The sequence below is a fragment of the Paraburkholderia sp. OAS925 genome (genome assembly GCF_040543975.1).
Lineage (GTDB): Bacteria > Pseudomonadota > Gammaproteobacteria > Burkholderiales > Burkholderiaceae > Paraburkholderia > Paraburkholderia graminis.
Genome location: NZ_JBEUNO010000001.1, coordinates 3,165,954 through 3,186,088, shown reverse-complemented (window position 1 = coordinate 3,186,088; position 20,135 = coordinate 3,165,954). Strand labels below are relative to the sequence as shown.

Annotated in this window: 12 protein-coding genes and 2 pseudogenes; 8 read left to right on the top strand and 6 right to left on the bottom strand. The window is 64.0% G+C overall.

What is annotated here, in order from left to right:
• Positions 1–120: 120 nt before the first annotated feature.
• The 3 genes from ABIE53_RS13845 (at position 121) to ABIE53_RS13835 (ending at position 2,084) form a co-directional block, all read left to right on the top strand.
• Positions 121–696 (top strand): TMEM175 family protein, encoded by a 576-nt coding sequence (locus tag ABIE53_RS13845; protein ID WP_029967532.1) that lies wholly within the window; start codon positions 121–123, stop codon positions 694–696.
• A 2-nt stretch (positions 697–698) separates the two neighbouring features.
• Entirely contained in the window at positions 699–1,505 is an 807-nt protein-coding gene (locus ABIE53_RS13840; protein WP_029967530.1) for a hypothetical protein, read from the top strand.
• 90 nt (positions 1,506–1,595) lie between these two features.
• Entirely contained in the window at positions 1,596–2,084 is a 489-nt protein-coding gene (locus tag ABIE53_RS13835) for a metallophosphoesterase family protein (protein WP_114156254.1), read from the top strand.
• Positions 2,085–2,169: 85 nt separating this feature from the next.
• Here ABIE53_RS13835 and proP read toward each other — a convergent pair whose 3' ends face one another.
• The 3 genes from proP to argA all read right to left on the bottom strand — a co-directional run bounded on the left by proP (position 2,170) and on the right by argA (position 6,238).
• Complete coding sequence (gene proP / locus ABIE53_RS13830; RefSeq protein WP_029967528.1) at positions 2,170–3,672, bottom strand: glycine betaine/L-proline transporter ProP; 1,503 nt, start codon at positions 3,670–3,672, stop codon at positions 2,170–2,172.
• A gap of 791 nt (positions 3,673–4,463) precedes the next feature.
• Positions 4,464–4,739 carry an oxidative damage protection protein gene (locus ABIE53_RS13825; RefSeq protein WP_006051234.1) on the bottom strand — a complete coding sequence of 92 codons (276 nt, stop codon included), beginning with the start codon at positions 4,737–4,739 and terminating at the stop codon, positions 4,464–4,466.
• Positions 4,740–4,849: 110 nt separating this feature from the next.
• Positions 4,850–6,238 (bottom strand): amino-acid N-acetyltransferase, encoded by a 1,389-nt coding sequence (gene argA / locus ABIE53_RS13820; RefSeq protein ID WP_114156253.1) that lies wholly within the window; start codon positions 6,236–6,238, stop codon positions 4,850–4,852.
• 23 nt (positions 6,239–6,261) lie between these two features.
• On the opposite strand from argA, the gene hrpA reads away from it, so the two are divergent.
• The gene (gene hrpA, locus ABIE53_RS13815) at positions 6,262–10,629 is read left to right on the top strand and encodes an ATP-dependent RNA helicase HrpA (protein WP_114156252.1); all 4,368 of its coding nucleotides are present in this window, start codon (positions 6,262–6,264) and stop codon (positions 10,627–10,629) included.
• Between the two features lie 382 nt (positions 10,630–11,011).
• On the opposite strand, the gene ABIE53_RS13810 is transcribed toward hrpA, so the two are convergent.
• Positions 11,012–13,891 (bottom strand): YadA-like family protein, encoded by a 2,880-nt coding sequence (locus tag ABIE53_RS13810; RefSeq protein ID WP_374710192.1) that lies wholly within the window; start codon positions 13,889–13,891, stop codon positions 11,012–11,014.
• Positions 13,892–14,098: 207 nt separating this feature from the next.
• Positions 14,099–14,881, bottom strand: a pseudogene (locus tag ABIE53_RS13805) (ESPR-type extended signal peptide-containing protein); the annotation flags it as partial.
• Between the two features lie 491 nt (positions 14,882–15,372).
• On the opposite strand from ABIE53_RS13805, the gene ABIE53_RS13800 reads away from it, so the two are divergent.
• The 4 genes and pseudogenes from ABIE53_RS13800 to ABIE53_RS13785 all read left to right on the top strand — a co-directional run bounded on the left by ABIE53_RS13800 (position 15,373) and on the right by ABIE53_RS13785 (position 19,381).
• The gene (locus ABIE53_RS13800; protein WP_006051238.1) at positions 15,373–16,392 is read left to right on the top strand and encodes a YVTN family beta-propeller repeat protein; all 1,020 of its coding nucleotides are present in this window, start codon (positions 15,373–15,375) and stop codon (positions 16,390–16,392) included.
• Between the two features lie 111 nt (positions 16,393–16,503).
• Positions 16,504–17,506: pseudogene (locus ABIE53_RS13795) on the top strand (sterol desaturase family protein).
• 183 nt (positions 17,507–17,689) lie between these two features.
• Positions 17,690–18,523 carry an EI24 domain-containing protein gene (locus tag ABIE53_RS13790; protein WP_114156250.1) on the top strand — a complete coding sequence of 278 codons (834 nt, stop codon included), beginning with the start codon at positions 17,690–17,692 and terminating at the stop codon, positions 18,521–18,523.
• A 30-nt stretch (positions 18,524–18,553) separates the two neighbouring features.
• A complete protein-coding gene (locus ABIE53_RS13785) occupies positions 18,554–19,381 on the top strand; it encodes a competence/damage-inducible protein A (RefSeq protein WP_029967522.1) in 828 nt (275 codons plus the stop codon).
• A gap of 191 nt (positions 19,382–19,572) precedes the next feature.
• Here the strand turns inward: ABIE53_RS13785 and ABIE53_RS13780 are convergent, their stop codons facing one another.
• Positions 19,573–20,037: a rhodanese-like domain-containing protein gene (locus ABIE53_RS13780; RefSeq protein ID WP_006051242.1), complete on the bottom strand. Its 465-nt coding sequence runs from the start codon at positions 20,035–20,037 to the stop codon at positions 19,573–19,575.
• Positions 20,038–20,135: the final 98 nt, after the last annotated feature.

Sequence of the window (20,135 nt, the reverse complement as noted above, 5' to 3'; positions counted from 1 at the left end):
CATCGCGGATAATCGCGAGCGGCGCGGGCCGTGCGTGCGATGTATGCGCGGTCCGCATTCAGCCTGCATTGGACCCGCATTCAACCCGCATTTAACCCGCATTCACTCGAGGAACCGCCGATGGGCAAGGGACGCGTCGAAGCCTTCAGCGATGGCGTGATCGCCATCATCATCACGATCATGGTGCTGGAAATCAAAGTACCGGACGGCTTCGACCTCGCCGCGCTGCGGCCGCTCCTGCCGGTGTTCTGCGCCTATGTGCTGAGCTTCATTTACGTCGGCATCTACTGGAACAATCATCACCATCTGTTCCATGCCGTGACGAAGGTCAGCGGCGGCGTGCTGTGGGCCAATCTGCATCTGCTGTTCTGGCTGTCGCTGCTGCCCGCGGTCACGCATTGGGTCGGCGAGAACCATCTGGCTTCGTGGCCGACCGCGCTATACGGCGTCGTGCTGTTCATGTCGGCGATCGCCTATTTCATTCTGACGCGCTTGCTCATCCGTCAGCACGGCCTCGACTCGGCGCTTGCGAAGGCGGTCGGCAACGACTTCAAGGGCAGGGTGTCGGTCGCGATCTATCTGGCGGGCATCGTGACGGCGTTCGTTGAGCCGTTGATTTCGGCGGCGCTTTATACGCTCGCTGCTGCGTGGTGGCTCGTGCCGGATCGGCGGATTGAGCACGTGCTGGAAGGTTGAGCGTGCTGGCGCTCAAGCTTGCGCTCGTGCCGGCGTTCCTCGCCGCGCTGACGATGGCGGCGCGCTTGTGGGGGCCGTCGGTGGCGGGCTGGCTCGCGGGCCTGCCGGTCGTCGCCGGACCGATCGTGCTGCTGCTTGCGCTCGCGCGAGGGCCGTCGTTCGCGGCGCAGGCGTCGGTGGCGTCGATTGCGGCGATCGCCGCGTCGGAAGCCTTCAACTTTGCGTATGCGTGGAGTTGCCGCCGTTTCTCGTGGCCGCTTGCGTTGGTCGCGGGCATGAGCGGGTGGTTCGTGGCGGCGATGTTGTTGACGCGACTGCCCGCGTCGCTCGCGTGGGCAGTCGCCGTGGCTTGCGTGGCGGTCGCGGTTTCGCAATGCGGCTTGCCGCGCGCGACGGGGCAGGTGCCGGCCACGCGCGCCGGCTTCGGCGAGCTCGTACTGCGCATGGTCGCGGGCGCGCTGTTGACGCTTGCGGTGACGAGCCTTGCAGCGTCGATGGGCGCGACGTGGAGCGGCTTGCTTTCCGTGTTTCCGTTGCTTGGGATGGTGCTCGCCGTGTCGGCGCAGCGCGAGCATGGACCCGATTTTGTCGCGTTGCTGATGCGCGGCATGGTGGTCGGGCGCGGCTCGTTCGCCGCATTCTTCGCTGTGACCGCGGTGCTGCTGCCGCGCTATGGCGTGTGGTTGAGCTTCGCGTGTGCGTCGGCGGTGTGCATCGTCGTGCACGGCGCGACGCGGCGCATGCTGGATGCGAGGCGGCCCGCGCAAGAGGTGTCGCGTGAAGCTTCGTTGCGGCAGCCAGTGGATTGATTGCGCGGGCGCTGGCGCTGGCGAGTCGCCGTCTGCGCGCGCATCGTTTGCGGTTTGCGAACAAGCCCGAGCTTCACGGATACTGTTGTCATGACTTCAGCCACACCCCATCCGCCGCCAGCCCGCATCGGGCTCATCTCCGACACGCATAACCTCGTGCGGCCCGAAGCGCTCGCGTATCTCGCGGGTTGCGACGCGATCATCCACGCGGGCGACATCTGCAACGAAGCGGTGCTTGACGCGCTCGCGCAAATCGCACCGCTCACCGTGGTGCGCGGCAATAACGACGTAGGCGAGTGGGCCGCATCGCTGCCGACGCATGCGACGCTCGCCGTGCAGCAGGTCACGATCCTCGTCGTGCACGATATCGCCGACGTGCCGGCCGATCCGCGTAAAGAAGGTATCGGCGTGGTGGTGACCGGACACTCTCACAAGCCGTCGATCAGCGAGCGCGACGGCGTGCTGTTCGTCAATCCCGGCAGCGCAGGCCCGCGGCGCTTCAGGCTGCCGGTTTCGGCCGGCATCCTCACGATCGAAGGCGCGCGGGCCGAGGCACGCGTCGATCCGCTGCTGAAATGAAAACGGGCCGGCAAAATGCCGGCCCGTCCTGTACTACTTGCACTACTTGCGATGCTCTCAACAAGCGCCGCAGTTCGCCCTTAAATCACGCACGCGCCGTAGCGGTCGCGGCGTAGCCTTCGTCCATCTCTTCCGCTTCGCGTTCGCCGCGCAGCACGGCGTGCGCTTCCGCGCGCGTCGCCACGCACGGGCCCGAGCCGAGCAGCGGCTTGCGTGCCGTTTCGCGCAGCGCGACAACCGACACGATGCCGATCAGCGACGCGCCCATCAGGTAGTACGCGGGCATCATCAGATTGCCGGTGCGGTCGACGAGCCATGCGGTCACGAGCGGCGTCGTACCGCCGAACAGCGACACCGAAACATTGAAGCCGATGGCGAGCGCGCCATAACGGATCTTCGTCGGGAACAGCGCCGGCAGCGCCGACGGCATCACGCCCGTAAAGCACGACAGCAGCACGCCGAGAATCATCAGCCCGCTGAACACCGGCAGCAGCGTGCCCATGCGGATCAGCAGCAGCGCCGGAATCGACAGCGCGAAGAGACCCACGCAGCCGAACAGCATCACCGGCTTGCGGCCGATCGCATCCGACAGACGGCCGGCTGCGAGCGTCGCCGGCATCATCAGCACCATCACGAGCAGCACGATGAAGAGACCGTGCGACTCGTTGAAGTGCAGCGTGGCCGACAGATAGCTCGGCAGATACGAGAGCGCCATGTAGTCGGTGACGTTGAAGATCAGCACGAGGCCGACGCACAACAGCAGCGGCTTCCATTGCTGCACGAGCAGATTGCCCAGCGACTGCTTCGGCAGCGCCTTGTCTTCGGCTTCGCGTTGCTCGGCCTGCTTCTTGAACGCGGGCGTTTCCTCGAGCTTCATGCGGATGTAAAGACCCACGAGCCCGAGCGGACCGGCGATCAGGAACGGCACACGCCAGCCCCACGACAGCAGCGCCTCGTTCGACAGCGTAGCCGTCAGAACGGCGACCGTGCCCGCGCCGAGCACGTAGCCGATCAGCGTGCCGAACTCGAGGAAGCTGCCCATGAAGCCGCGGCGCTTGTCCGTCGAAAATTCGGCGATGAAGGTCGCTGCGCCGCCGTATTCGCCGCCCGTCGAAAAGCCTTGCACGAGACGCGCGACGAGCAGCAAGGCCGGCGCGAGAATGCCGATCGACCCGTAGCTCGGAATCAGCCCGATCGCGAAGGTGCCGAGCGCCATCATGATCATGGTCATTGCCAACACGCGTTGACGGCCGATGCGGTCGCCGAGCGGACCGAACACCATGCCGCCGACGGGCCGCACGAGGAACGCCGCGGCGAACGTGCCGAAGGTCGCGATCAACTGGGCGGACGGGCTCGACGACGGGAAGAACACTTTGCCGAGCGTCACAGCGATGTAGCTGTAGACGCCGAAATCGAACCATTCCATTGCGTTGCCGAGCGCCATGGCGCCGACGGCACGCTTGAGGAGAGACTTGTCGACGACGGTGATGTCGTCGAGAGAGAGGCGTTGTTCTTGTTTGTGGTGTCGCCAGAAGCCGTTGCTGGAAGCGGTCAAGGTAAAAACTCCGATGACTGCGACGAAACTCATGATGCGTTCCGCCACGGTTGCTGGAAAGTGCAGTTTCGCAAACGGGGCAAGGCCTCTTCGCCGCGACGGCGAAAGAGCGGGCGCGCGTAAAAAGAAACGCGACGCGCAGCCAGGGCCGCAAAAGCAGCAAACGCCCGTGCCTCGCGAGCCTGGTCGCGAAAAAACACTCGTCTAGATTGTGCTGACTATTGCGCCTGCCTGGCCGTGAAGGGGGCAAGCGCATGAGGACGCGGGTGGCTGAAGCCGGACCGCACGCCACTGGAAGGCTTGAAACGAAAAAGGCCGGTGCTTTATTCGCCGCCTGGTTTGCCTCTGGGGATGACCTCAGGACAGCTTCAGGGCAATGTCAAACGACGATACGACCGACAAGCCTTCTTGTATAAAAACTGTTCCATCGCGATGGACACGCGCAGTGCAAGCACTTGGTGTCGCAAGGTCAGAGAACGCGAATGAAGGTGAATTGCTGTTGGAACGATGCACATGTTAGCACGATGACAGAGGATCGTGCAAACCCGGTTTTGGCCGGGAGCCTTGGCGCAGGCGCGCAATCCCTTGCCCGGTGGGGGATTCCGGCGATCGCAGCGGTCTCCAGAAGGGGCTTAAAACGGTTCGAAAATGTACCGTTTGGGGAGTTTTGGGGGTGGCGCGCCGATGGTTTCGGCGCGAGTTCCAATGCGAAAAAAATCCGCGCACGATGGCGCGGATTTCGTCGCTGCGGTTACCGCTGCGAGAGGACCCTGATGCTGATAGAGAAACTCAGCGCTCAGCGTTCACCCGCGCTCAACCCGCGTTCACTCGCTCGCCGGCGGCACATAACCCTGCGCTGTATCCGCGCCTTCGCCGAAGAAGAACTTTTCGGTCTGCTTCATCAGATACTGGCGCGCGCGCGGATCGGCCATATTCAGACGATTCTCGTTGATCAGCATGGTTTGCTGCTTCAACCAGGCTTGCCACGCCTCCTTCGAAATGCTTTCGTAGATCCGCTTGCCGAGTTCGCCCGGCAGCGGCGGGAAATCGAGGCCTTCGGCTTCCTTGCCGAGCTTCGCGCATTGAACCATACGAGTCATGCTGTGCTTCTCCTGTGTCGACGGGAGTCGGGTGCTTGAGCCCTTACTCCGGTCCCATGAAAAAGGGGTTAGTGAATTCGATTGAACGGGCAGTCGCTGCTGGCGACCGCTCAGAGCTGTTTCATCAGCACGAGCGATTTGCGCTGCCAGTTGTACAGCCGGCGACGGTCTTCGGGCAGGTCGTCGACCGTGACCTTGACGAAGCCGCGCTTGAGGAACCAGTGTTCGGTGCGCGTGGTGAGCACGAAGATGCGCGTGAGGCCACGGGCACGCGCGCGCTGCTCGATACGCTTGAGCAGGCGCTCGCCGTCGCCGGTGCCTTGCGCTTCGGGCGCGACCGTCAGACACGCCATTTCGCCGATGCGTTCGTGCGTGTACGGATACAGCGCCGCGCAGCCGAACAGCACGCCATCGTGCTCGATGACCGAGAAATGGTCGATGTCGCGTTCGATCTGATGCCGCCCGCGCCGCACCAGCGTGCCGTCCGATTCGAGCGGCTCGATCAGCGCAAGAATGCCGCCGACGTCGTCCGGTGTCGCTTCGCGCAGGCTTTCGAGATTCTCGTACGAGATCATTGTGCCGACGCCGTCGTGCAGGAACAGTTCGAGCAGCAGGCTGCCGTCGAGCGCGTAAGGGATGATGTGCGCCCGCGCCACGCCGCCGCGGCATGCACGGATCGAGTGCTTCAGATAGAAGCCCGCGTCGCCGGTGACTTCGCCGCTTTCGTGCAGCTTGTAGGCGTCGTCGAGCGACAGTTCGCGGATCAGTTCGGTGCCGTCTTCGCCTGCCTGCATGAGGCCGGGCGTTTCGGTGAGGAACACGATCTTGTCCGCGCGCAACGCGATGGCCGCCGCGGAGGCGACGTCTTCCATGGCGAGATTGAAGGCCTCGCCGGTCGGCGAAAAACCGAGCGGCGACAGCAGCACGAGCTTGCGGCTCGCGAGCGAATGACGGATCGAATCGGCGTCGATCTTGCGCACCACGCCGGTGTGCGCGAAGTCCACGCCGTCCAGAATGCCGACCGGCCGCGCGGTCACGAAGTTGCCCGACACGACGCTGATGTGCGCATGCGCCATCGGCGTATTCGGCAAGCCCTGGCTGATGGCCGCCTCGATGTCCAGGCGCACTTCGCCGGCCGCTTCTTTCGCGGATTCGAGCGCGCGCGCGTCGGTAATGCGCATGCCGTGCGAAAACTCCGACTCGACGCCGTGCAGGCTCATCTGCTCCTCGACTTGCGGACGCGAGCCGTGCACCAGAACGATCTGGATGCCCATCGCCTGCAATAGCGCGATGTCCGACACGAGCGCATTCAGGAGCCCCTGATGCACCACTTCGCCGCCGAAACCGACGACGAACGTCTTGTTCCGGAACGCGTGGATATAAGGGGCGACTGAGCGCATCCAGTCGACGAATTGCGCGTGCTGTGCAAGCTGTTCCGTTGCTCCGTCGGGGGCCGGAACGCTCGCGGGCGCGGGGACGAGGTCGGTTTGGGAATTCATGCCCGGGATTATAATGCGCCCCCATGTCGAATGTACCCAAAAGTCCCGCCGCGGCGAACGAGAATGCGGCGCCGGCCGCCGATCAAACGAAGGCCGGCGACGCCAAGCGCCGCGCCGACCAGGACGCGAACCGCGGCAAGCCGGACGTGCCCCGCAAGGCGCGCGAGCCGCGTAGTGCCGTGTCTGGCGCTGAGGCGTCCGCGAAGGAAAAAAGTCGCGCCGAGCAAGCGGAGCATGCTGAGTCTCGCGGATCGCGAGGGTCTGGCGAAGCAGGCGAGCCGCGTGAAGCACGTGAACCGCGTGCGCCACGCCAGCCGCAAGAATCGCGTGGGCCGCGTCCGCCACGTGAGCCGCAGCAGCAGCGCGCGCCACGTCAGCCGCAGGAAGCCCGTCCGCCGCGGCCGCCACGCGAGCCGCGTGTTGTCCAGCCGAACCCGATTCCGCCGATCACCTTCCCCGAAGCGCTGCCGGTATCCGCCCGCCGCGATGAAATCGCGAAGGCCATCGCCGAAAACCAGGTGGTGATCGTGTCCGGCGAGACCGGGTCGGGCAAGACCACGCAGTTGCCGAAAATCTGCCTCGCGCTCGGGCGCGGTCTCGGCGCGGGCGGCGCCGGCCTGATCGGCCACACGCAGCCGCGCCGCATCGCCGCTTCGGCGACGGGCCGGCGCATCGCCGAGGAACTCGGCACGCCGTTCGGCGAAGTGGTCGGCTACAAGGTGCGCTTCACCGACAATCTGTCGCCGGGTGCATCCGTCAAGCTGATGACGGACGGCATTCTGCTCGCCGAGACGCAGACCGATCCGCTGCTGAAGGCGTACGACACGCTGATCATCGACGAGGCGCATGAGCGCAGCCTGAACATCGATTTCCTGCTCGGCTACCTGAAGGAAATCCTGGCGAAGCGTGCCGATCTGAAGCTGATCGTGACGTCGGCGACGATCGACGCCGACCGCTTTGCGCGCCACTTCGGCAGCGAAGAGAAACCCGCGCCGGTGATCGAAGTGAGCGGGCGGCTGTATCCGGTCGAAGTGCGCTACCGTCCGGTCGCGGAAGAAAGCCCGGCGATCAAGGCGGCGCAGGGCACGTCGGGCTCGTCGGGTACGTCTGGCGCGTCGCGCGGCGACCGGCCGAAAAGCCCGCGCGAATCCGGCAAGGAGCGCGACCGCGATCTGATGGAAGCGATCGTCGACGCCGTCGACGAACTGTGCCGCGAAGGCCCCGGCGACGTGCTCGTCTTCCTGCCGGGCGAGCGCGAAATTCGCGACGCCGCCGAGGCGCTGCGCAAGCACCATCCGCCGCATACGGAAATCCTGCCGCTGTTCGCGCGCCTTTCCGCCGCCGAGCAGGAGCGCGTGTTCCGCACCTCGAACGCGCGCCGCATCGTGCTCGCGACGAACGTCGCGGAAACCTCGCTGACGGTGCCGGGCATTCGCTACGTGGTCGACACGGGCCTCGCGCGCGTGAAGCGTTATTCGTATCGGAACAAGGTCGAGCAGTTGCAGGTCGAGGCGATCTCGCAGGCCGCCGCGAATCAGCGGGCGGGGCGTTGCGGGCGGGTGGCCGACGGCATCTGCATTCGTCTTTACGACGAGAGCGATTATCAGAGCCGCGTGCGCTTTACCGATCCGGAGATTTTGCGCTCGTCGCTGGCGTCGGTGATTCTGCGCATGAAGTCGCTGCATCTGACCGCGATCGAGACGTTTCCGTTTATCGAACCGCCGCCTGGCCGCGCGATCGCCGACGGCTATCAACTGCTGAACGAACTCGGCGCCGTCGACGACGACAATCAGCTCACGCCGCTCGGCCGCGAACTCGCGCGTCTGCCGCTGGACCCGCGCGTCGGCCGGATGATTCTCGCCGCGCGCGATCAGCAGTCGCTCAAGGAAGTGCTGATCATTGCGAGCGCGTTGTCGGTGCAGGACCCGCGCGACCGTCCGATCGAGGCGCAGGAGCAGGCCGACCAGGCGCATCGCCGTTTTGCCGACGAGCGCTCGGAATTCCTGCAGTGGCTGAAAATCTGGAACTGGTTCGACGAAGCCATCGCGCACAAGAAGTCGAACAAGCAGTTGCACGAGGAATGCCGGAAGAACTTTCTGTCGCAATTGCGTCTGCGGGAATGGCGCGACGTGCATTCGCAATTGCTGACGGTCGTGCGCGAACACGGCTGGCGTCTGAACGAAGCCGAGGCGACGTTCGAGCAGATCCATCTTGCGCTGTTGACGGGTCTGCTCGGCAACATCGGTCTGAAAGCCGACGACGAGCCGTATTACCTCGGCGCGCGCGGCATCAAGTTTTATCTGTGGCCGGGCTCGGCGCTCGTGAAGAAGGCGGGCAAGTGGGTGATGGCCGCGGAACTGGTCGAGACGAGCCGTCTGTACGCGCGCTGCATCGCGAGGATCGAGCCTGAGTGGATCGAGAAAATCGGCGCGCATCTGCTGAAGAAATCGCTGTCCGAGCCGCATTGGGAGAAGCGCGCGGCGCAGGTGTCGGCGTTCGAGCGCGCGGTTTTGTATGGGCTGCCGATCTATCACCGGCGCCGCGTGAGCTTCGGCAAGCAGGACCCGGCGCGGGCGCGCGAGCTGTTTATCCGCGGCGCGCTTGTCGAAGGCGAATTCGACACGAAGCTCGGATTTTTCGCGCACAACCGTAAGCTGCTCGCCGACATCGAACAACTGGAACACAAGTCGCGTCGCCAGGACGTGCTCGTCGACGATGAGCTGATTTTCGCGTTCTACGATCAGGCGCTGCCGAAGGGCATTTACACCGGCGCGGCGTTCGAGCGCTGGTATCGCGACGAGGTGAAAAAGAGCGGCCAGGCGGAGGACAAACTGCGCCTGCTGTATCTGTCGCGCGACGATCTGATGCGCCACGAAGCCGCGGGCGTGACGACCGATCTGTTCCCGAAACGGATGACGATGTCGGGCGTCGACATGGCGCTCAGCTATCACTTCGAGCCGGGTTCGCCGCGCGACGGCGTCACGCTCGCCGTGCCGCTTTTCGCGCTGAATCAGGTCGACGCGCGGCGCTGCGAGTGGCTCGTGCCCGGCATGCTGAAGGAGAAGACGCATCTTCTGCTGAAGTCATTGCCGCAGAAGTTGCGGCGCCACTGCGTGCCGCTGCCGGAATACGCGGCCGGTTTCGTCGACCGGCATGCCGCGCCGCGTTTTGCCGCAGGCGGCTTGCTCGAAGCGCTGATCGCCGATGTACGCGAGCAAAAGCAGGTCGCGCTGAAGCAGGCGGATTTCAAGCTCGAAACCTTGCCGCCGCATCTGTTCATGAACTTCAAGGTTATCGACGAACACGGGCGGCAACTCGCGATGGGCCGCAACCTGTCGCAGTTGCGCGCGGAACTCGGCGGGCAGGCGCAGCAGCATTTCCAGAAGATTGCGTCGAGTGCGGCGGGCGCAGCGCTCGCAGACGCTGCGGGCACGCGCGGCCAGGCGGCGGCACCTGCACCGGCCGGTGCGGCGTCGCGCAGCAAGGGCGCAGCGCCGCCGGGGCCGCAGACTGCGACGCAAGGCGCCGGCGGCACCGCGTTGTACGAAAACCTGACGACGTGGAATTTCGGCAAGCTGCCCGAGTTGCTCGAAATTCGCCGCGGCGGACAGACGCTTTTCGGTTATCCGGCTTTAGTGGATCGCGGCACGCATTGTGATGTCGAAGTGTTCGATTCCCCCGATGAGGCGGCGCGGATTCATCGCGCGGGTCTGCGTCGGCTATTCGCTTTGCAGTTGAAGGAACCGATCAAGTATCTCGAGAAAAATCTGCCGGGCTTGCGCGAAATGGCGATGCAGTTCATGACGCGCGGCACGCAGGAAGAGTTGCGCGATCAGTTGATCGACACCGCGCTCGATCGTGCGTGCCTGCAAGATCCGTTGCCGGACGACGACGTCAGCTTCCATACGCGCCGCGATGAAGGGCGCAGCCGGCTCACGTTGCTGGCTCAGGAGATTGCGCGGCTGGTCGGGCAGATTCTCGGCGAATACGCGAGCGTGCTGAAAAAGCTCGTGCAGGCGAAGTCGTTCACGGCGGCGTACGCCGATATCCAGCATCAACTGGACGCGCTAATCGGCAAGCGGTTCGTGGTGGATACGCCGTATTCGCAACTGACGCATTTCCCGCGCTATCTGAAGGGTATTGCGCTGCGGATCGACAAGCTGAAAGCGGACCCCGCGCGCGATGCACGGCAGTTCGCCGAATTCCAACCGTTGTTGCAGAACTATCAGCGCGCGGTCGCGCAGCGCGGCGGCGTGCTGGATGCGCGTCTTGCCGAATTCCGCTGGCTGCTGGAGGAATTGCGCGTTTCGCTGTTCGCGCAGGAGTTGCGCACGCCGATGCCTGTGTCGGTCAAGCGGCTTTATAAGGTTTGGGATTCGATGCAGCGGTGAGGTAGGGCGGCGGTTCTTGAGTTTCCGGAGCGCGATGATTTTCCGGGGCGCGAGGTTTGTGCCGTCGTTCGCATGAGCCGTGAGTGGCTGTGAGCAGGCGTCTTCTTGTAGTGCGATAGTGCGATAGTGCGATAGTTTGGCTCGCCACTGCGTTTTTGCCTCGTTCTTATGTGCGGGGCGGGGGCCGCTGCAACGCGAACTCTCTCGCTTTCACGTCTTCTTCGATGCTGAAAAAGGCGCGTGATGCTTTCCTTGTAGGAGCGCATCACGCGCAAACGTGCCCAAGCCGGAGCTGGGCTTGGGGCTACCTGCACACTACGTTTGCTTTACCCGGCGTCGTGGGTGTCGGACGGCCGTGCTCCGGTTCCACGACGCCCGTTTTTCACCAGTGCATGCCTGCACCCAGCGACGCGCCGAACTGCCCGCGCGAGTCCGTACTGCCTTGCAGCTTGTAGACCCACTTGCCGGTCTCGGACAACTGCGACACGCCGATGGCCAGCGCCGACTGGCCGCCATACGTGCCACCGGCCATCGCGACCATGCCGTGGCCAGGCAGCACAGCCTGGGGCAAACCGGCCATTGCCAGCGCCGATGCCGTGCCGCCATACGAATCGCGTCGGGCCGAGCGGATCTGGTCGTCGGTGTAGTTGTGCGCCTCGCCGACCGCGCCGCTCACGCTTTGCTGCAACTGGTTGACGTTGACCGCGTCCGTACCTTGCACGCCGGCTGCGACATTGGTGATCTGCCGCTCCTGACCGCCCGCGCCGACCGATACCGTATTCGCCCGATTGGCGACTGAGCCTTGGCCCAGCGCGACCGAGTTGTCCGCCTTTGCTGCGGCGGCCGCACCGAGTGCCGTCGAGTTGTTGCCGCTCGCGACCGAGTTCGCGCCGATTGCACTCGCGTTGTTGCCGCTTGCCACCGAATTCGCGCCGATTGCGCTCGCGTTCGTGCCAGTGGCCTGTGCGTTGGCGCCGCCTGCGACCGAGTGCACGCCCGATGAAATGGCGCCCTCGGTGTCGCGATTGCCTTCGCCGCTGAAGAACGGGTTCGCCGCATTGACGACGGCGTTGTTGACGGCACCGCTGATCGCTGCATCGAGTTGCCCGACATTCACGGCGTCGGAAGCGGCGATGCCATCGGCCACGTTGTGGATGGTCGTGCCGCCGCTCGCGGACTCGCCGCCGAGCGTGACGCTGCTTTTGTTCACGCTGCCGTCGGCGTTGCGGTCGTACGTCACGGCGCCGTCCAGCTTCGCGGCGGTCGCGGCACCCTGGTCGCTTACGGCTTTCAACTGCGCGACGTTGACGGCGTCGGTGTCGGCGCTGCCGGCCGCGACGTTGGCGATCTGACGTTCGTTGCCCGCAGAGCCAACGGAGACGGTGTTGGCGCGATCGGCGAGCGAGCCCTGGCCCAATGCGACCGAGTTCGGTGCGAGCGCGCGTGCCTGATAACCGATGGCCGTGGCGTTGTCGCTTGCCGCGTTTGCCTGGTAGCCGAGGGCAGTGGAGCCGTCGTTGGTCGCGCTGGCGAAGCCGCCCACGGCGGTACTGAATTTACCTTGAGCCTGGGCGCTCGTGCCGGCGGCGAAGCTTGCTTCGCCGGTTGCCAGCGCGGAGCTGCCGATCGCGACAGCGTTCGCGCCGGTAGCCGAGGCGTCGTCTGTGCCGTCGTTGGCGCCGTTCGCCTTGAAGTAGCGCGAGGCGTTCGTACTGACGGCTTGCAACTGGCTCACGTTGACGGCGTCGGTTGCCTCGGTTCCGGCGGCGACGTTGGTGACCTGGCGTTCGTTGCCGGCAGACCCAACGGACACGGTGTTGGCGCGATCGGCGAGCGAGCCTTGGCCGAGTGCCACCGAGTTCGTCGCGAGTGCGCTTGCCTGATAACCGACGGCCGTGGCGTTGTCGCTTGCCGCGTTCGCCTGGTAGCCGAGGGCAGTGGAGCCGTCGTTGGTCGCGCTGGCGAACCCGCCGACGGCGGTACTGAATTTGCCTTGAGCCTGGGCGCTCGTGCCGGCGGCGAAGCTTGCTTCGCCGGTTGCCAGCGCGGAGCTGCCGATCGCGACAGCGTTCGCGCCGGTAGCCGAGGCGTCGTCTAAGCCATCGTTAAGGCCGTTGCCGTTGGCCTTGAAGTAGCGTGAGGCGCTTGCAGTGGCTGCCTGCAACTGGCTGACGTTGACTGCATCGGTAGCGTCCGCACCAGCCGCGACGTGCGTCAGGCGGCGCTCGTTATCTTGAGAGCCAACCGATACCTCGCCTTTTGCACTCATACCGGCGATCGTTGCCGGATCGGCGCCTGTGGGGACATAGCCGAGCTTCGTGAGATCCGCGCCCGTCGTTGACTGAGCTCCCAGCGCAACGCTGTTGTCGGTCGAAGCAGTAGCGCCATAGCCAATCGCAACCGAATTCAAGCCCGTTGTCGAGGCCGCATAGCCGAGGGCTGTCGAGTTATCGCCTGCTGCGATTGCTGACGGACCGCCGGCAAACGCGTTGTTGCTTGACGCGGTCGCTGCGTAGCCGAGCGCAACCGAATTCAGAGCGCTGGTGCTTGCCGCATAGCCCAAGGCCGTGGAGTTGTCGGCCGCTGCGATTGCTGACGGACCACCGGCAAACGCGTTGTTACTGGTCGCCGTCGCTGCATAGCCGAGCGCAACGGAATTCGAGGCGCTCGTGCTTGCCGCATAGCCGAGGGCCGTCGAGTTATCGCCCGCTGCCGCTGCCGAAGCACCGCCAGCAAACGTGTTGTTGCTTGACGCAGTCGCTGCATAGCCAAGTGCAACAGAATTCAAGGCGCTGGTGCTTGCGGCATAGCCCAAGGCCGTGGAGTTGTCGCCCGCTGCGATTGCTGACGGACCGCCGGCAAACGCGTTGTTACTGGTCGCCGTGGCTGCATAGCCGAGCGCAACGGAATTCGAGGCGCTCGTGCTTGCCGCATAGCCGAGGGCCGTCGAGTTATCGCCGGTAGCCATTGCCGAGGCGCCGGCAGCAAACGCGTTGTTGCTTGACGCAGTCGCTGCATAGCCAAGTGCAACAGAATTCAAGGCGCTGGTGCTTGCGGCATAGCCCAAGGCCGTGGAGTTATCCCCCGCTGCGTTTGCTGCCGGTCCGCCGGCAAACGCGTTGTTACTGGACGCGGTCGCTGCATACCCAAGCGCAACCGAATTCGAAGCGCTCGTGCTTGCTGCATAACCGAGCGCAACGGAATTCGATGCGCTGGTGCTTGCCGCATAGCCGAGTGCCGTGGAGTTATCTCCCGCTGCGATTGCTGAGGCACCGCCTGCAAACGTGTTGTTTTTCGACGCAGTCGCTGCATAACCGAGCGCAACCGAATTCAATGCGCTGCTGCTTGCCGCATAGCCAAGCGCCGTTGAGTTATCTCCCGCTGCGATTGCTGACGCACCGCCTGCAAACGCGTTGTTTTTCGACGCCGCGGCTGCATAACCGAGCGCAACCGAATTGAGCGCGCTGGTGCTTGCCGCGTAGCCGAGGGCCGTGGAGCTATCGCCCCCAGCCGTTGCTAACGGACCGCCGGCGAACGCATTGTTCCCAGACGCCCTGGCAGCCACGCCCAGCGCGACAGCGCCGGCCATCCCAGCGGTTGCGCCGTAGCCAACCGCGGTCGACACTGTCGCATTTGCCTGCGCAGCGCTGCCTAGAGCGGTACTGCCATCTTTGTCCGCGACGGCTCCAGTACCGGCTGCAACCGAGTCCCTGCCGTTGGCTTGCGAATAAAACCCGGTCGCCACCGAGCGCACACCTGCAGCCACTGAAGCCGTTCCTACGGCCGTGGAGCCGTCGCCGGATGCCGTGGCGACAAGGCCCATCGCGGTCGAGAGGTCGCCGCTTGCCATAGCGCCCATGCCGAGAGCCATGGAGTTCCCGCCAGAAGCGATTGCATTTGCACCCACGGCAATAGCATTGACCTGCAAGGCTTTCGCATTTACACCAACTGCGACCGAGCCGTCTCCCGCTGCATTAGCGCCAACTCCCGCCTCAATCGCATTGACGCCCGTCGCCGCCATTACATTCGCCGCACCCAACACCGCAGCCGCGGCCAGCACTGCCTGCACGACGACTTTCCTGCGCGACGAACCGCGCTTCGTCTTCGCCTTCGACGTCTCGGGCGCCGCTACCCACGTTGCCGTCGTTTCACACCAGATTGATTGATAGCTTTTATTCACTTGGAAAAACTCCGCGCTGTTGTTTCGTGGACGGAGTGGGCGCGATAATCGGAAATGGGTCTCATCGCCCATTATGAGGCGTACAAAAGCCGGCTATGGATAGCAGGATTTATATTGGTTGCCGTTCATCAAGGTCGCTATTTTCAGTTGATTATCACGACCGATCATCTGCGCTCACTCTTGCGTCCTTTGGAATGGCTTGGACGATGAGCCTGCGGGATTCTCCGGCTGTGCGTGATCGGCGCAAATAAGCAAAATCCGAATTACGCGGGAATTAATTTTCACGCTCTTAGTTTGCGTCTTTATCTCGCTGGATATTTAATCGACAACGAGATATTTCTCTATCGGTATTAAATTGTTTCCTGATTATTGAGCGTATTCTCACGACAACATTTTCTAGTTAGGACGACACCTTTCGATCTTGCAGATCATGTTTATCGGCGATGCGCTTCGGGTGCGCTCATCCGGCCCTCGATTTTCCCCGCTCTGCAACCCCGATCTGCGTCAACCGCAGGCCACGGCAAACGTTCTACAATGACGGTCGTTCTCCGAAGTGAGTTTTCATGCGTAAATTTTTTCTTCCTGGCGTGACAGCCACGTTCGCCGCAGGCTTCGCTCTCGCCGCCGCGGCAGGCTTTTTTTCTCCCGCAGCCCGCGCCAACAACGTGATCGTGCTGAATTCCGCCGAAGCCACGCTGAGCCTCATCGACGAGACCACCCGCCAGGTAATCGGCACCGTGCCCACGGGCAAGGAACCGCATCATCTGATGGTGACGCCGGATAATTCCTCGCTGATCGTCGCCAATTCGGTGTCGAACAATCTGATGTTCGTCGACCCGAAGACAGGGCAGGTCCAGCGCTGGGTCGAAAATATCGAAGATCCGTATCAGATCGGCTTCTCGCCTGACCGCAAATGGCTCGTCACGACGGGGCTGCGTCTCGACCGTCTCGACATCTATCACTACGACGGTCAGAAGAACCAGATGGCGCTCGCGTCGCGTCTGCCGCTCGCGGTCATGCCGAGCCACATGGCGTTCACGAACGACAGCAAGACGGTCTTCGTCACGCTGCAGGTTTCGGGCGAACTCGCCGCCATCGACCTGGCCACGCAAACGGTCAAGTGGAAGATGAAAGTCGGCAAGGTGCCGGCGGGCCTGTGGATGACGCCGGGCGAAAAGTATCTGCTGGTCGGCATGACCGGCGCGGATTACGTGGCCGTGGTCGACTGGCACACGCAGAAGATCGTCAAGACGATCCACACGGGCAACGGCGCGCACAACTTCCGCTCGCTGGCGGACGGCAAGCATGTCGCGGTGTCGAACCGCGTCGCGAGCACGATCAGCATCATCGACGAAGACTCGCTCACCAACGTCGGCGACATCACCGGTCTGATGCCCGGGCCCGACGACATGGAACTTTCCGCCGACAAGCGCTATCTCTGGGTAACGTTCCGCTTCGCGAAGCACGTCGGCATCATCGATCTGAGCACGCGCAAGCTGATCCAGACGATCGCCGTCGGCCGCTCGCCGCACGGCATCTATTTCTTTAATCGCGCGCCGGTCACAGCGCCCAACGGCGCGTGATAATGGAGCGAGCCATGCCGCGCCACGCCGCACGCGAGGCACGATACGCCCAGTACGCAGCGCAATACCCACGATAGCGAGCGGCAAACACAGAAGTAACCGACCAGCACCATGTTCCATTTGATCTTCTCTTCGCTCGACAACTTCGTCTCCGCCGCGCAGACGTTGCTGTACGTCAACGTGGTGCAGGCCGCTGCTGTTCCACTTCGATCTGATGGACTACGACGAAGACACCTACGACAGCCTTTACTGGGTGATCGTGGGCGTCGTCGAGGTGCTGGCCATGTATGCGATCCTGCGGCCGCTCGAGGCGCTGCGTCCGGTCGAGCAGTGGGACAACCGCAAGGCAGTGCGCGTCGACGTGATCTACACGTGGATCGCGAAGCTCGGCATCCTGAACCTGTTTTTCTTCTTCGCGCTGCAGCCGTTTTTCGACAATGTGCAGGCATGGCTGCGCCTGCATAACATCTCCAATATCGAGTTCGACAACCTGTGGCCGGGCGTGACGACGCAGCCGCTCGTCACGTTCGTGATGTACCTGCTCGCGCTCGATTTCGCCGGTTACTGGTATCACCGCTGGCAGCATCGCATCGGCGTGTGGTGGGAGCTGCACGCGGTGCACCACAGCCAGCAGCAAATGTCGCTGTGGGCCGACGACCGCAACCATCTGCTCGACGATTTGCTGCAGGCGTCGTTCTTCGCGGTCATCGCGCTCGTGATCGGCGTGCCGCCGTCGCAGTTCGTCGTGCTGGTCGCGATTACCAATCTCGCGCAGAGCGTGCAGCACGCGAATATCCGCCTGCATTTCGGCTGGCTGGGCGAGCGGCTGCTGGTGAGCCCGACGTTTCATCGGCGCCATCATGCGATCGGTTACGGTCACGAGGGCCTGAAGTACGGCTGCAACTTCGGCGTGCTGTTTCCGTGGTGGGACATGCTGTTTCGCAGCGTGTCGTGGAGCCGCGAGATGGAGCCGACCGGCATCAGCGACCAGTTGCAGGGTCGCGCGTACGGCGAAGGCTTCTGGGCGCAGCACTGGCTCGCTTTCGTGCGCATCGGCCGGCGTCTGAGCGCACGGCGCGGCAATCGGGACGAGGGCGGCGCCACCGCGGTCTGAGCCTGACTGACTTCATTCTTCATTCGTTCTTCAATCGTTCCTCATTCGTTGTCCATCCACCGCCGGTCTCCCCGGCGGCCCGTCGCGTGGTTTATGCTGTCCACGTTTGCGCGCACGGTCTACGTTCAGTGACCGCCGCGCCGCTCCATCATTTCACCGTTGCACTCACCGGCACTGGCTCGCATGAATGACCTTTTGCGCTCGTTCGGGCGCGCGCTCGCAAGCGCGCTCCACCCGCGCATGCTCTGGCTGACCTTCATGCCGTTCGTCGCGGCGACGGTCGGCTGGGGCGTGATCCTGTGGTTTAGCTGGCAGACGCTGATCGGCACGACCCGCGGCTGGCTCGAAGGCTGGTCGTTCACCGTCACGCTTTACCATCTGTTCGACTCGCTCGGTTTTTCCGGGCTGCACGCGGCGATTGCGCCGTTCCTGGTCGTCGCGATGACGATCCCGCTGATCGTCGTCACCGTACTGCTGCTGATCGCCACGCTGTCGATGCCGGCCGTCATCCGCTTCCTGTCGACGCGCCAGTTCCCCGGCCTCGAAATGCGCCGCGGCGGAACGTGGTACGGCAGCCTCGGCCAGGCGCTCTGGACGACGCTGGTATGTCTCGTGCTGCTGATCGTGACGCTGCCGCTGTGGCTCGTGCCGCCGTTTTTCGCGCTGATTCCGCCGTTGCTGTGGGGCTGGCTGACCTACCGCGTGATGACGTACGACGCGCTCGCGCTGCACGCCACGCGCGATGAGCGGCGCGCGCTCGTGCGGCGCTTCCGGTTGCCGCTGCTTTTGATCGGCGTTGCGAGCGGTCTGATGGGTTCGCTTCCGACGCTGCTGTGGGCGTCGTCCGTGTGGCTGCTGGTGCTGTTTCCGGTCATCACCGCGGTGACGATCTGGATTTACGCGTTCATCCTCGTGTTTTCGGCGCTGTGGTTCGGCTACTACTGTCTGCGGGCGCTGCAGCGCATGCGCGCGGACGAGGCCGGCGGCGTGCGGCACGCGGCCCCGGTTCCTTATTGATCAACGAACGAGATAACCAAAGAGGCGGCAATGGCATTTGGCGTCATCATCATCGGCGATGAAATCCTGTCGGGCAGGCGCGTCGACAAGCATTTGCCGAAAGTCATCGAACTGCTCGGCGCGCGCGGCTTGTCGCTTGGCTGGGCGGAGTACATCGGCGACGACCCGCAGCGCATCACGGCCACGCTGCGGCGTACTTTCGACTCGGGCGACATCGTGTTTTCGACGGGCGGCATCGGCGCGACGCCGGACGATCACACGCGTCAATGCGCGGCGGCCGCGCTCGGCGTGCCGCTGCAACTGCATCCGGAAGCGCAGAAGCTGATTCAGGAGCGCATCCGCGACATGTACCCGGCAACGGCCGCGACGCCGCTCGATCTGAACTCGCCGGAGAATCTGCATCGGCTGAATATGGGCACGTATCCGCAAGGCGCGGCGATCATTCCGAACGGCTACAACAAGATTCCGGGCTTCTCGATCCGCGAGCACTATTTCGTGCCGGGCTTCCCGGTCATGGCCTGGCCGATGATCGAATGGGTGTTGGACACGCACTACGCGCATCTGCATCACGCGATGCCGCACGCGGAAAAATCGCTGCTCGTGTTCGAGTTGCCCGAGTCGCGTTTAACGCCGCTGATGGAGAAGATCGAGCACGACTTCCCCGGCGTGCGCGTGTTCAGTCTGCCGAGCGTGGGCGACGCCGAGCGTGGCGGCGTCTATGCGCGGCATCACATCGATCTCGGCGTGAAGGGCGAGCCGGAAGCGGTGGCGGCGGCGTTCGTCAAGCTACGCGAGGGCGTGCATCTGCTCGGCGGCGATATTGTCGAGCACGAGGCGGCGGGAAAGCCTCGCGCGTGATGTCTGCGTTGTTGACGCGCGATTCAACGGTGAGCCGCGCGCGAGTGGCCGGCTAATAGCGGCGGTAATGGCGGGCTAGCGGTCGGTTCGCGACCGGCTGGCTTCCGACCGGCGGTTCACAGGCCCGCAGCTCTGTACCGGACGCTTTACTCCCCGCTTCAATACGCCGCTCCAGCGCCCTCACGCACCCCTTACGCGCCAATCCACGGCAAGCCGCGGAAGCACCAGCCCGACACCGTCTTGCGATGTCCCTGGCCGTCCTTGTCGCCTTCGAAGCCTTCCAGCAGGTCATAAGCCTTCGTGAAGCCCGCCTGCGCTGCGGCGATCGCCGCGAGCTTGGAGCGCGCGGCGCTGCGGCACAAAAACAGCACCGGCGTATCGGGCGACGCCACGTCGCTCAATTGATGCAGGAATTCCTGATTCGGCACGGCGCCCGGATAGCGCGTCCATTCGACGTGCGCATACTGTCCGTCGCCGATCACGGGCCGGCCGACCCAGTCGAGTTCGGCGCGCGTGCGCACATCGACGAGACGCGCGCCCGTGTCGAGCTGCAGCAGTTCGAACGCCTCGGCCGGCGACAGCGCGCCGGCGTAAGGCAACTGGCTTTCGGTGCGGCGTTTGTCCGCCTGCGCATACAACTGTTCGAGGGTAGTCATGCGTTGGTCTCCTTGATCAAGTGACCATTCTAGCGCGGCGCTTTGGGCCCGCGCGGCCACCGGACGACCTGCAATCCGAGGCGACGCGCACGCTGCAA